This is a genomic window from Spirosoma fluviale, from assembly GCF_900230225.1.
Taxonomy (GTDB): Bacteria; Bacteroidota; Bacteroidia; order Cytophagales; family Spirosomataceae; genus Spirosoma; species Spirosoma fluviale.
In genome coordinates this window covers 590,940-604,703 of record NZ_OCNH01000002.1, presented here as the reverse complement: position 1 = coordinate 604,703, position 13,764 = coordinate 590,940, and the positions used below count along the sequence as shown (strand labels likewise).

General features: G+C 53.3%; 11 protein-coding genes. 4 read left to right on the top strand and 7 right to left on the bottom strand.

Annotation, left to right across the window (positions count from 1 at the left end):
* Positions 1 to 60 precede the first annotated feature (60 nt).
* Genes CRO74_RS13300 through CRO74_RS13285 form a run of 4 tightly spaced genes read left to right on the top strand, consistent with a single transcriptional unit; the run spans position 61 to position 3,405 of the window.
* Entirely contained in the window at positions 61 to 393 is a 333-nt protein-coding gene (locus CRO74_RS13300; RefSeq protein ID WP_097126540.1) for a winged helix-turn-helix transcriptional regulator, read from the top strand.
* Between the two features lie 7 nt (positions 394 to 400).
* On the top strand, positions 401 to 1,546 hold the full coding sequence (locus CRO74_RS13295; protein WP_097126539.1) for a fatty acid desaturase family protein: 1,146 nt from the start codon (positions 401 to 403) through the stop codon (positions 1,544 to 1,546).
* Positions 1,547 to 1,600: 54 nt separating this feature from the next.
* On the top strand, positions 1,601 to 2,506 hold the full coding sequence (locus CRO74_RS13290) for an SAM-dependent methyltransferase (protein WP_097126538.1): 906 nt from the start codon (positions 1,601 to 1,603) through the stop codon (positions 2,504 to 2,506).
* A gap of 29 nt (positions 2,507 to 2,535) precedes the next feature.
* Positions 2,536 to 3,405 (top strand): transglutaminase family protein, encoded by an 870-nt coding sequence (locus tag CRO74_RS13285; protein WP_097126537.1) that lies wholly within the window; start codon positions 2,536 to 2,538, stop codon positions 3,403 to 3,405.
* 201 nt (positions 3,406 to 3,606) lie between these two features.
* On the opposite strand, the gene CRO74_RS13280 is transcribed toward CRO74_RS13285, so the two are convergent.
* From CRO74_RS13280 to CRO74_RS13250, 7 genes are all read right to left on the bottom strand, one after another.
* On the bottom strand, positions 3,607 to 5,646 hold the full coding sequence (locus CRO74_RS13280; protein ID WP_097126536.1) for an alpha-1,4-glucan--maltose-1-phosphate maltosyltransferase: 2,040 nt from the start codon (positions 5,644 to 5,646) through the stop codon (positions 3,607 to 3,609).
* Positions 5,647 to 5,726: 80 nt separating this feature from the next.
* Positions 5,727 to 6,899, bottom strand: coding sequence for a glycosyltransferase family 87 protein (locus CRO74_RS13275; protein WP_097126535.1), 1,173 nt, complete (start codon positions 6,897 to 6,899; stop codon positions 5,727 to 5,729).
* Positions 6,900 to 7,108: 209 nt separating this feature from the next.
* On the bottom strand, positions 7,109 to 8,338 hold the full coding sequence (locus CRO74_RS13270) for a DUF3179 domain-containing (seleno)protein (RefSeq protein WP_097126534.1): 1,230 nt from the start codon (positions 8,336 to 8,338) through the stop codon (positions 7,109 to 7,111).
* Positions 8,339 to 8,346: 8 nt separating this feature from the next.
* Positions 8,347 to 8,934, bottom strand: a complete 588-nt coding sequence (locus CRO74_RS13265) for a carboxymuconolactone decarboxylase family protein (RefSeq protein ID WP_097126533.1) — start codon at positions 8,932 to 8,934, stop codon at positions 8,347 to 8,349.
* Positions 8,935 to 9,042: 108 nt separating this feature from the next.
* Positions 9,043 to 9,621 (bottom strand): carboxymuconolactone decarboxylase family protein, encoded by a 579-nt coding sequence (locus CRO74_RS13260; RefSeq protein ID WP_097126532.1) that lies wholly within the window; start codon positions 9,619 to 9,621, stop codon positions 9,043 to 9,045.
* Between the two features lie 50 nt (positions 9,622 to 9,671).
* Positions 9,672 to 10,892 carry an MFS transporter gene (locus CRO74_RS13255; RefSeq protein ID WP_097126531.1) on the bottom strand — a complete coding sequence of 407 codons (1,221 nt, stop codon included), beginning with the start codon at positions 10,890 to 10,892 and terminating at the stop codon, positions 9,672 to 9,674.
* 33 nt (positions 10,893 to 10,925) lie between these two features.
* Complete coding sequence (locus CRO74_RS13250; protein ID WP_097126530.1) at positions 10,926 to 13,718, bottom strand: TonB-dependent receptor; 2,793 nt, start codon at positions 13,716 to 13,718, stop codon at positions 10,926 to 10,928.
* Positions 13,719 to 13,764 lie beyond the last annotated feature (46 nt).

The following is a 13,764-nucleotide window of genomic DNA, read 5'->3' as shown; positions in this document are numbered from 1 at the left end:
ATACGGTAGCCTCAACCTGGGTTATGCCCTTGTTTCGGTTCGACTAATCGTTAACCACTAATGACAGGAAGTAACCAAACCGAGTTGCCGTTTAAACCTGATTTACTACTAATCAATAATTCTCTGGTCATCATTTCCGGAAAATGGCGTATTTATATTATTTTGACCCTGAGTGAGCAAACACTCCGCTATAGCCAGTTAAGCGACAGGTTACCAGAAATCAGTCAAAAAATACTGGCCAGCGAATTAAAAGCATTAGTTGCCCTGGGCGTCCTTAGTCGGGAAGCTTACGCAGAAATTCCACCACGAGTCGAGTATACACTTACCGAACGAGGTCGGTTAACCCTACCCATTTTACGGCAGATACAGGAGATCGGCCAAATTTTTAACTAATTCCTTGATGTCAACGCAATTAAAATTCAAAGACAAAACCCGCTCACAATTCTTTTCAACGGTCCGCAAACGAGTCGATGCTTACTTCGTTGAGAAGGGGATTTCGTCTAATGCTAACGCGGCTATGTGGCGCAAATCCAGTTTTTTCCTGATCGGTTACGCAACGCTTTACGGCCTGATTCTATCGAACCAGTTTAGCTTATGGGCCATGTTCGGCATGGCCATTGTGCTGGGTATGTTTGCCGCCTTCATTGGCTTCAACGTCTCGCACGATGGTCTGCACGGCTCTTTTTCGTCGAAGGGCTGGGTAAACCAGCTTATGGGCAACAGCTTTTACCTGCTGGGGGCCAATCCGTATATCTGGAAAGTGACACACAACATCGTTCACCATACGTACACCAACATACCGGGGCACGACGAAGACATCGAACTGGCTCCGGGCCTGGTGCGGCTGGACCCCCAGGAGGACCTCAAGCCCTGGCACCGTTTTCAGCAATGGTACACTTTTCCGCTCTATGCACTGGCTTCCCTGTCGTGGGTATTCCGTAAAGACTTTGTGAAATTCTTCAAAAATCAAATTGGTCATCATGACAACTCGTCGCACCCCCGGGAGGAATACGTAAAGCTGTTTGTCTCTAAAGCCATTTATTACTTCTTCTTCCTGATTCTGCCCGTTATCGTGCTGGACCTGACGTGGTGGCAGCTGGCGGTGGGCTTCCTCATGATGCACGTTGCCGAAGGACTGGTACTGGGACTCGTTTTTCAACTGGCGCACGCCGTAGAAGGCACCGATTTCCCGATGCCCGACGAGCGGGGCGACATACAGGAGGCCTGGGCCGTTCACCAGTTGCGTACCACGGCGAACTTTGCGCCCGATTCGGCAACAGCCGCGTTTTTCTGCGGTGGCCTGAACCGGCAGATCGAGCACCATTTATTTCCGAAAGTGTGCCACATTCACTATCCGGCGATTTCCAAGATTGTGAAAGATACCGCCCATGAGTTCGGATTACCATACCTCGAAAATCGGACTTTTGGCTCGGCACTTTTGTCCCACTTCAGACTCTTACGGACTTTGGGTCGTACCCAACCGGTCAAACTGGTAATGCCTTCCCCCATTTTGGCCAATCAACAGGAGCCGGTCCCTTTCGTGTAGAGAAAGCTGTTCAACACTGCGTACGTAACTCACCCTAAACTTTCCCGATAACTCATGGCTTCGCAGCAGGATCTTGATTTCACGTACACAACGATTGACAAAGTTTTCCGCCTGAGTATGGGTGAAACCGGCGACTACAGCGGTGCCATGTACAATGGTGATTTCTCCCTGACGCTGGAACAGGCGCAGGAACAGAAGCACAAGTTTATTGCCGACAGCCTGAACGTAAAGGCCGGGTCTAAAATACTCGATATGGGCTGCGGCTGGGGGCCGTATCTGACGTACGCCACCAAAAAACGGGGAGCAATTGGTAAAGGGGTTACGCTATCCAAAGGTCAGGCAGAAGCCTGCCGGGCTAACGGATTAGATGTTGATATTAAGGACTGCCGCCTGATCACTCCCAAAGATTATGGCACTTTCGATGCCGTTAGCTGCATTGGCGGCATGGAGCATTTCTGTTCCATTGAGCAGTATCTGGCCGGCGATCAGGACAAAGTTTACGCCGATTTCTTTAAGAATCTGTACGAGCTACTGCCCGTAGGCGGCCGGTTTTATATGCAGACTATGGTGTTCGGGAAAAACATGATTCCTTATGAGGAAATTAGCCTCGACGCGCCCAAAGATTCGGATTCGTACATGCTGGCGCTGATGATTGCCCAGTTTCCGGGTTCGTGGCTTCCGTACGGACCGGAGCAGGTGATCCGCAATGCACAGCCGCGGTTCAAACTCATTTCTCAAAGTAGCGGTCGGCTCGACTATATCGAAACCATTGGTCAGTGGCGTAAACGATTCCGGGCCTTTAACCTGAAAAAGTATGCACTTTATGCTTCTCTGCTTCCCAAACTGCTGACGAATAAACCCTTTCAGGATTTGATTGCCGTATTCCGGAAAAGCCCGAACCGGGTGTGCTTTCAGCGGGAAACCATGGAGCATTACCGGTTGGTCTTTGAAAAAGTATAGTTCAGGAAGCATCCACCTCATCATCAGCCATGTCTGTCCGTGTCGCCATTCACCACCATACCCGATATGATTACGATCGGGTAGTTTTTTTGTCGCCCCACCTGATTAGGCTACGGCCGGTGGCACACAGCAAGGCCATCATTGAATCCTATACGTTAACCATCCAACCGGCCAATCATGTTATTCACTGGCAGCAGGACCCGTTTGGGAACTTCATAGCCCGGGTCGATTTTTGGGAGCCCATGTCGATGATGTCGATTGATGTGGACATTACGGCCCGGCTGGAACCCGTTAATCCGTTCGATTTTTTCCTGGATACCTACGCCCAGTCATTCCCGTTTACCTACGATGCGCAGCTAAGAAAGGGGCTTTTGCCGTATATGGATGTCGGCGAACCCGGCACTCAGTTTAGTCAGTGGCTACAAAGCATTGACCGCAGCACGCAGGGAACGATCGATTTTCTGATCAAACTGAATCAAAAGGTAGTTCAGGATATTGCCTACACCACCCGTATGGAGCCCGGCGTCCAAACGCCCGACGAAACGCTTGAGCTCGCCATTGGCTCCTGCCGCGATTCGGGTTGGTTGCTCGTGCAGGCGCTTCGGCACGTTGGTCTGGCGGCCCGCTTTGTTTCAGGTTATCTGGCACAGGTCATAACGGCGGAGACCAAACAAAACGACCCTACCAAAGAGCATTCACTAGCCTTGCACGCCTGGGCTGAAGTGTTCATACCGGGTGCTGGCTGGATTGGCCTTGACCCTACCTCAGGCATGTTGGCCACCGAAGGGCATATTCCACTCGCCTGCACCCCCGACCCCGATGATGCCGCCCCCGTAACGGGCACCACAGACGTCAACGAAACAACTTTTTCGTACGAGAATACACTAGAGGTTCTTTAGAGGTCAAGAGATGGTCATGTAGTGGTCAAGGGTGGTCAGGAAATAGTCAAGAGGTGGTCAGGAAGTAGCGAGCGGCTAACGAAACTATACAACGCCTTAGCCATTTCCTGACCACTTTTTGACTACTTTTTGACTATTTCCTGACCACCTCCTGACTATTTCCTGACAATTACCTAACCATCTCCTGACCAATACCTAACCCTACACCTCAATCTTAAACAGGTGCATGGGCAGCACGTAGGGGTCAAGTTCTACGTAATTGGATTCGCCCTTCCAGGTATAATAAGCTTCGGTAAGCAAATCGCGAACTTTGTAGGGCTGATCAGGCCCGATACCCAGTTGCCAGATGGGTACCTGTACCATACCCGCCCGGCGCTGGTAAGCATCGGTATTGACCACAATAAGCAGACGGTTCGTACCCGACACTTTCAGGTAAGCCATGATGGCGTCGTCACTAACGGCGCAGAAGGTGATGTTGTTGGTCTTTTGCAGAGCCGCGTTTTCGTGCCGGATGCGGTTGACGAGCGTGATCAGATACGTTAGCTTGTTCGTCTTATCCCAGTCCCAATGCCGAATCTCGTACTTCTCGGAGTTCAGATACTCTTCTTTGTTCGGGAACGGAACGTGTTCCATCAACTCAAACGACGGTCCATAAATACCATAATTGCTCGACAGCGTAGCCGCCATGAAATAGCGAATCAGAAACTGAGGCTCGTGACCCGACTGTAGGCTATACGGATTGATATCGTGCGTGGTGGGCCAGAAATTGGGACGGAAATAATGCTTCATTTCGCCCTGCGTCAGTTCGGTCATGTACTCCTCCAGCTCGGCTTTGGTGTTGCGCCAGGTGTAGTAGGTGTACGAATGGGCAAACCCGCGTTTGGCTAACTCCTGCATAACCCGAGGCTTCGTGAACGCTTCCGACAGGAAAATCATATCCGGATATTCCTTCTTGACCTCCGCAATGATCCACTCCCAGAAAACGAACGGTTTGGTGTGCGGATTATCGACCCGAATGATGCGAACACCCCACGAACACCAGACCAGCAGCACCCGTTTTAGCTCTTCCCAGAGGTTTTGCCAATCTTCCGTTTCGAAATAAACGGGGTAAATGTCCTGGTACTTTTTGGGCGGATTTTCGGCGTACTGAATGGTACCGTCGGGCCGTTTTTTGAACCACTCCGGGTGTTCTTTAGCCCACGGATGGTCGGGCGAACACTGAATGGCCAGGTCCATGGCGACTTCCATGCCGTAGTTTTTGGCAATGGCAATCAGGTGTTTGAAGTCCTCCACCGTGCCCAGCTCGGCGTGAATGGCATCGTGGCCGCCTTCTTCGGAGCCGATGCCGTAGGGAACACCCGGCTCGCCCGGCTGGCAGATGACGGAATTATTTTTCCCCTTGCGATGCGCTGTGCCAATGGGGTGAATAGGCGGCAGATACAGCACGTCGAAACCCATGTTCGAGATACGCGGCAGCAGGGCCTCTACATCCCTGAAGGTGCCATGAACGGGTGCGCCACCCGCCAGCTCACGGGAAGCCGACCGTGGAAAGAGACAATACCAGGTGCTGAAACCCGCCCGCGCCCGGTCGACCTCAACGCCGAGTTCGTGAGCATAACGGGTTGGATACTGGCGTTCGGGATAGCGGTTTGCGTAGAACGTAAACTGATCGCTTTCGGCAACGGACACAGCTTCGTCGTACCGGCTTTCATCGCGGAAGAGGGCGGCCATTTCGCGCAGTGCCCGCACATCGGCCGACTCTTCGACTGGCTCAGTTTTCTTTTTCCCCTTTGCAGGAATGGAGATGGGCTGACCACCCGCCCGCGCTAACATGCCATCGATGTACTTGGCACCGGCCAGTAACTCACTTGTAATTCGCTGGCCATCGGCTACTTTCAGGTGTACCTCGTGCTGCCAGGAAGCCGGATGGTTAACCCACCCTTCGAAGGTGTACAGGTAACGCCCCTGCTTCTCGACAACAAATGAAGCCCCCCAGCGATCATTCCAGGAGGGAGCCATACCCAGTTCCGTCCAGGTGGCATCGGCGATGTGCTTATACAGCAGAACGGCCGTCAGGTAATCGTGTCCATCGGCAAAAATGTCGGCTTCAACCGCGATCACATCGCCGGGAATAGCTTTTATAGGAAACTGCCCACCGTCTAGTTCGGGGCTTACACGTTCGATAACTACGCGGGATTGGCCAAAGTCTGGCTGACCAGCAAGAGAATTAGGTAGACTCATCACTCAATCGTTTGATTTATTAATCGTAAACGCTTGGGCAATGTTACAAAAAAAGCCGGTTCGACTTCATTAATGTAGTATCAGAACGCAGTCACTACCCGCAGATCTTCCTCTGTTGGCTGGGTCCAGAGTTGGTATTGGACCCTCGCCCACACCAGCAAACAACCCACGGCTTTGATGTTGTAAGGCTGAAAGAACTGTTTCTGCACCACCTGCGGAAAAATATCCGTTGGCGACAATGACGTAAAGATGATTACCAGTGCCAGCAAGATTTTATCCAGCCGGGTTGGTTCGGAGAGGGTTAGCCACCAGAGTGCTACGCCCGTTACCGCCATTACGTACGTGGGCGACTCCGCCATCTTGTTGAATACAATGATAAACAGAAAGAAATAGGCGATCATCCGCCGTTGAAACAGTTCGTTCTTCCAAAGACTAAACCGCAGAAACGGCAGCAGAAACAGGGTGGCGCCAGCCATCTCAATAATCCGATAGTTGGCATCCGTTTTAGCCATACCAAACCACGACTCGGCAATACCCATGGTGGATACCTGTAAACCCAATTTACTGACGACAACTACCCGAAACCACTCCTGGTACTCGGCAATGAGATGATCGAAGGGGATAATGGTGGCGGGCGCTATACCCAGCAGCACAATCCAGCCGATCATCGCCAGAATAAACTGGGGCTTTTTGGGATAGAATAAAAAGAAGCCCGCAGCGGCCATACCATAGAACTTAATAAAGCCACACAGCACAAAGAAAAAAGCGGCCTGCCAAACCCGCTCGTTTCGCAAGAAATACAGTCCCAGCAGCATAGATCCTACAATGAGGTTATTACTCTGTAAATTCTGCGCCGTGATCAAAGCCTCCAGAACAATAATGAGCAACGCCACCCGCCGTTGCCGGGTAGGGTCTTTTTCGTTGGACAGATATAGCCAAACGCCCAGCAGCAGCACCACAGTATTTAGTAAGTTCCAGAGGAGCGTTCCCAGCCAGTCGGGCGTATAATAAAAGGGGCCCATCAACCAGGCGAAGGTTGGGCTGTATTTATAGTTATCGTCGTACAGTTCAGGGTGCAGGCCGTATATACTTTCATCCAGCAAAAGGTTGTGAAAGGGCCGCGCAAACATCAGGTAATTATTATACTGATGCAGAAAAAGGTATTGATTAACAGCGGCAAAACAGAAAAGGCCTATGTATAATCGCAGTAAACGGGGTAAGGTCCAATACTGCAGAAATCGTTGGAAAGCCATAAAACAGTAAAATGAGCCGCAAAATTAAGCAGGCTTCATGAACATACTGCCGCTGGTGAGGTAAGGAATTATCCCCATTCTGTGCTTTGCAACTATAGCTCTACACACGCCCGGCAATCGTATACCAGTAAATAGAAGATGTTCTCAGGCGGGTAGACAACCCGGTTGTTCAAACAAAAAAGCCGGACGTTCGGCCCGGCTCTCTGGTGTCAGCGCGCATTATCCCGCTCCGTATCGGGATGGAAACTGCGCCACGAATGCCAGAACTCCTGATACGCGTTCGGGATGGCATCGAGTCGTTTGCCAAGCATCGGCCCGGCCACGCAATGCCCCCGCCAGGTCCAGACGGACTGCGTTTCCTGATCGGTGAGCCGCCGGTTGGCGTAGTGGAAAGTAAGCGTCTGGACCCCTACCCGCCGACTCCAGGCTCCGAACGATACACTGTCGGGGGCCATAGCCAGCAGCACGGGTTCGCCCCCCACTACATCGCTCAGAATACGTTTCTTTACCAGTTTATTCCAGTCGTACGCCTTCGAAAAATCAGCCTTTTCCACACCGATCACCCAAGACTTGGGTTGCCACGAAGCCGAGTCTCGCCGGGTGAGCTTCCCTTTCGACAGGCCCCTTTCGTAGTTTTTCATACCATCAAACTCCTCGGTAAAAGCCGAATCAGCCTGCAACACGCGCGTGTTGGGGTGGTCGGCGGCCCACTCGCCCAGGGTCATGTGCTGGCCCGCCAGCTCAGACAGGCTGGTTCCTTTAAGTGGTCCCAGAATAGCCTCTCCCGTGGCTTGCCGCCACCAGGAACCCGTCCGTTTGTCCTCAAACATGGCATTAAAATGATCCATACCCACCAGCCGAAATTCATCCGCCTGGCCTTTAATGATCGGGCTAAACACGCGTCCGGTCCGGCAAACGGTACAATACGTAACCATAACCGGCTGGCCGCCCACCGTGTCGCGTACCTGATGATGGTAACCAATCAGTTGAATCGGGTAGGCTGTTGCCTGACCCATAGCCGTAAACCCCAGCACCAGTTTGTTGAGCGGAATTTTGTTCTGACTTATGGGCACCACCCGCTTATTGGTGGGCTGCTTGAACATCTGGTCGGCCATCATTTCCTGATTCACTTCATAAAACACGATGCCATAGAGCAACACCAGGGCACCCGCCACATATCGGTGCCACGCCCGGCGCGGTTTCGCCATGACCCGAAACGCCGGGTAGGCCAGCAGCAGCCACCCAACGGCCCGTAACCAGCCAATATTCCGGTGTAGCCAGTAAGCTAGTTCAACCCGACCCAATGACGTATTGGCCGAATCGGATTCGCCGAGACCAAGCTGACTGCCGGGAAAAGGCATGATGAAATAGACACTCAACACCTCAAGGATAATCAGCAGAAAAATCAGTACCAGAAAAAACAGAAAGGAACGCTTCATCGAAAAGGCTAAGTTGGTGAGTCGGTGGTCGGCATGTAGTGATCTTCGTGCGTGTAACCATATTCAGCTACTTTCTGAGCCCGGTATCTATACAGGGTCGGGTCTTGGGGTGCCCAGGTAGCCAGCCCGTCGACATATCGGTTAAACATACAAAAAGCAGCCGCAATTAACACGGTGTCGTGAACATCGTGGTCAGTAGCGCCCTCGGCGCGGGCCGCTTCGACCTGCGCCGGGCTTACCGATTTACCACCCTGTTGCACACTCCCGGCAATGGTCAGTAACGCTTTCATTTTGGGGGAGATGGCCGCCCGCTGATAATCACCTTTGACGGACTTCACCAGCGACCAGTCGTCATCGCCGAGGTGCTGACTGGCCACCGCTCCGTGAATCGTCTGGCAGAAAAAACAGTCGTTCAGCGACGAAACATAGGTTGCGATCAGTTCGCGCTCGCCTTCACTAAGGCCTGATTCCGGCCGGTGCGCGTTTGCTCGTAGTAACACATTGACCAGATCGTTGAGCGGACGGGCGGTTTCAGGACTAAATGCCATGGGTCCACGAATGCCGGGCAATCCGGCGGGTAGTTCGATATGAGGCATAATTGTATACGTTATCAATCAATTGAGTATGTCCTTGTGGATGAGTAGCGGAAAGCGCATGCACAAAAGTGCCCCGGCCACAGAGCAGCCGGGGACTATTAACCTAACCTATGATAAATGAGTAGCAGGACTGGCCTGCGGTGCTGGCAATTGGTAGCCCACGGTTCCCATCCGCTCACCCATGGCCTCATACGCGGCCGGGTCAGTGGGGGTTAGGGTAGCAAGACCATCAACGTACCGATTGTACATGCAGAAGGAAGCGGCAATCAGCACCGTGTCATGAATATCGCCATCGGTGGCTCCTTCTTCGCGAGCCGCAGCAACCAGTTCATCGGAAACAGTACGCGCATCGGCCTGAACGTGGTCGGCAATGGCCAGGAGCGCTTTCAATTTGGCCGAGATTGGCGCTGTTTCCGTGTCAGCCAACGTCTGGTCGACCAGGTCGCGCTGGTCGGCGTAGAGGTGACGCGATGCCGCAGCATGACTCTTCATGCAGAAATCGGTCTGGTTCTGCTTCGACACGAAGGCCGCAATCAGTTCGCGTTCCGCACTCGTCAGGGTGCTATCGGGCGAACCGGCCCGCAACAGTGCCTGCGCCAGTGCATACAGGTGTTGACCCGTATCGGGCCGGTACATGACAAGACTCCGGATACCCGGAACGCCGTCTGGAAGTGGAATATGGGGCATGATCAATGTAGAATTTTGACTAAGAGAATGTTTGAATGACAACGGTTCGTTTATTTTCGTATCCAGATGGCGCCGAAGGCGATCAGGAAGGCGGCTGAGAAGACGACCAGCGCATTGCCAATACCGCCTAATGCCGTGGTCAGACTACCGACAAACAGCACCGCCGTGGCTGTAAACAACCGACCCACGTTGAAACAGAAACCCGTAGCTGTGGCCCGTATCGACGGCGAAAACAAGGTTGGCACGTAACTCGACAAGGAACCCTGACTGATCCCGAAGAACAGCGACAGCAGGGCCACTTCACCATAAACTACGGTCGAGAAGACATGGTTGGTGAGGAAGAGCAGTCCGCAGGCCAGTATACAGCCCGAAAATGTCAGAAGCAGCGTAGGACGCGGTCCAAGCCGGGCAACCAGAAACCCCGATGCCACACCACCCAGAATACCGCCCATTCCCAGCAGCATCATGGTAATGCCACGCTCGGTCTGGCCGGTCTGGCCCGCAGGCAACAACGACTGCACCCAAGTCGGTATCCATGAGAAAATACCCCAAAGGCCAATCAGGACTGAGCCGAAAATAATGGCTCCGCTGATCAGGTTGGGCTTATTTTCGGCACTAAACAGATTGGGTTTGTTGCTAGACAGTTCGCTGCGTCCCTGCTGCCAGAGGGCCGATTCGGGCAGGAATATCCAAACCAGAAACGCGACCGTGAGCGGCAGGATACCAATGCAAAAAGCCAGTCGCCAGTCGCTGAACCCGCTTACCAGACCACCCGTTGCCACAATACCCACCGGAAAAGCCGTTGCCAGCACGCCCAGCGCAATGGGTCGAGACTGCACCGGCCAAACCTCCGACAGATAGACGGTCGAGATCAGTAAAATACCTCCCACACCGGCCCCCGTTAAGGCGCGGAGTAGAAACAGGACATATTCATTCGGCACAAAAACCGTTGCCAGCATCGCGCCACCGCATAGCCCCGTTGCCAGTGCTAACGCCCGAACACGCCCCAGCCGATCGGCCAATGGACCAAAGAGCAGCCCACCCGTCATCCAGCCGTACAAAAAAGCCGCACTAACCCAGGCACCCACCTCCGCTAGTTGCTCCGCCGATGTGGACGGGTCGAGGAGTTGCGGCAGGGCTACCGGCAAATACGTGGCCATCAGTGTACTGGCCGTGCCCCCGAACAGGTAGGCTACCAGACAGAGGGCGAAACTACCCCAGGGCAATTTGACGCGTTGTTCTTGATTAACAGGTAGTTGAATTGTTTCCATAAGTTGATTTTAGAAGTCTGATGATTTCAATACCTACCGCAACATACCCTGATCGAACGTCAATGACAGGTAATACAAACCACCCACGGCCGGAGAACCATAGGCCTGCACGACGTACTGGTTGGTCAGGTTCGACGCGCCGATTTTGAGCAATGCCTTGTAGCTCGGCAGTTTGAGCGTCACCTGCGCATCGATCAGGTTGTAGGCCTGAATCCGGCCGGGGCGCAGGTCGTTGAACGAACCCACCCAATCGAACGCATCCTGCCAGTGCCAGGCTACATTGAATCCTACATTAGGCAAAATGTTCCGATGCCCGAATGTTACATTGGTTTTGTAGCGGGGCGTGTTGAACGCCGGAATGTTGTTCGGGTCGGCGTTTTGCAGGTTAAAAGCCGACCAGGTGCCGTTGCCCGTCAGGGTGTAACCGCTGGCGGTGGCGTAGTTCAAACCAAGGGTGGCTCCCTGTGCCGTTACGCGGTCGGGCGCGTTGGTATACAACTGAAACGCCTGATAGGCAGAATTCAGAATGTCCTGCGCTGCCGCCGGATTGATGCTGCCATCAGCCGCCAGCACGGGACTGTTGGGCCGAATGACAACAGTGTTCAGAATGAAATTCCGATAGGCCCCGAAGTAGTAATTCGCGTCGAGCGATATCCGGCTCGTTAGCAAGGCCCGATAGCCCACTTCGAAACTCTGCACCCGCTCAGGAGCAATGTATGGCACATTCGACTTGACCAGCTTGTTTTTGTTGTTCAGCACTGCCTGTTGCGCGCCAACGCTATTGACCTGACCCAGAAAACCGTTCACAAAGCCGCCGATGCTGGTTGAGTTGAACGAGTTTTCGTACACGTTCATGCCCGAACTGTTGCTCGGTGCCCCGCCCAGAATCGTGATGGGGCCAACATTGAGTTTGATGAACTGATCGCTGGGGGTTGGATTGCGATAGCCCGTCTGGAACGATGCCCGGAAATGGTGCCGGTCGCTGGGGGAGAATACCGCCGAGGCACGGGGTGTAAAGTAACCTGCGAAGTTCTGGTTTTTGTCGTACCGACCCGATAGCGTCAGTTTCAGCTTATCGGCCAGCATCGACTTGCTCAATTGGGCAAACGCGCCGACCTCACTATACAAAATCCGACCGCCTTTATCGTCAAACAGCGTTCCGTTCGTGAACAGGCTGAACTGCCGGAAATTACCACCAACCAGAAAATCCGTCCCTATTAGCCCCGCCGATTTCAGAACAGGCGTGAAGTTGTACTGTGCATCGGCATGGTACATGTTCGTCTGGCTCAGGATGCCCGCTCCGGCCAGTCCCTGAATACCAATGAGCCGCGCCTTTTGTTGTTCAAACTCGGCAGAACCGGGAAGCAAACGCCCCTGATCGGCAAACGAACGGGCACTCGTATTGTCGTTACCCGTTACGCCCTGAACTTTTCCCTGGTACGCAGCCGTATAGCGGTCAAACCAGGTTTGGTCCGCCACGTTCGGGGCCACCACGTTACCGTTGAGGTCGCGCACCCACGTCCGGTCAATCTGTTGCCCCAGCGAACGCGTGTTATACGAATCGTGCGAATCTTCCTGATTGGTGTAGCCGCGCACCAGGAAATTCGCTCCCCGCAACTCAATCCGGTGCTGAAGCAGCGAAAAGCCATTCACCGAAAAGCGATTACTACCCGTATAATTAGCCGTTCCTTTTGCGTAGTTGAACGAATAAATGGCCTCCAGCTTTGGGGTAATGCGGTAGTGAACCGCCCCATTCAATTTCAGGCTATAGACATGGTAATCGGTCAGGTTTTTTTCCAGATAACCCGTGCGGGCTACTTTGCCGATGCCCGTAATGGTGCGGTTCACCTCGTCGCCATACACATTCAGTCCGTTGTAAGCCGGGTTGCTGAGCCCCCGTTTTTCGGGCGATGTAGTAGCATCCACATCGGTATAATCGGTAGCAAACCAGTCGAGGCCCTTCATGTACGAACCCACCAGCTTTATGGCCAGCCGGTTGTTAAAGGCTTTGGCATAGCGAAGGCCGTAGTCCTGATAGATAGCGGCACCTGTATTGGGATCATTGATGTGGTTGACGCCAACTTTCGTCTGCACGCTCAATCCCTGGTATTTGAATGGGTTCTTGCTGGTCATGAGCAACGCCCCATTAAAAGCCGCCGGGCCGTACAAAGCCGAAGCCGCTCCCGGCACCAGTTCAACACTCTCGGCATCCAGATCGCTCAACCCGAACATGTTGCCAACCGAGAAACCAAAACCAGCCGGTTGGTTATCGACCCCGTCGATGAGTTGCAGAAACCGGCTGTTTCCGGTGCTGGCAAACCCGCGCGTGTTGATTTGCTTATAGGTCAGCCCACTCGTGACCATATCGACCCCTTTCAGGTTGTTGATGCCTTCGTAAAAGGTAGCCGAAGGCGTTTCCCGAATGGCCCGAACGTCCATTTTCTCGACCGTTACGGGGGCCAGCAATAAACTCTCTTCTACCCGAGACGCGGCCACTACCACATCCTGCAACGCATTCGTAGCGGGTTGAAGCGTTACCGAAACAGCCTGCTCTCCATCGGCCACGGCAACCGTCCGGCTTTGGTAGCCAACCATCGAAATCTTTAGCGTTAACGGGCCACGTTGATTGACCGTCAGCGCAAAATGTCCGGCGGCATCGGCAACGGCACCGGTTTGCTGCCCTCTGACAGCCACACTGGCACCCGCCATGGGCTGGTTATTATCGGCATCCAGTACCGTACCCGACACCCGGCGCGACTGCGCCCAGGCGGTTGAGGAAAAAATATAGAGCATTGCCAGCACGGCAATAAATATTCTCGTTTTCATGTCTATTTGAGTAAAAAAAGCAAATGAGGGGGTATGCCGACCAGAA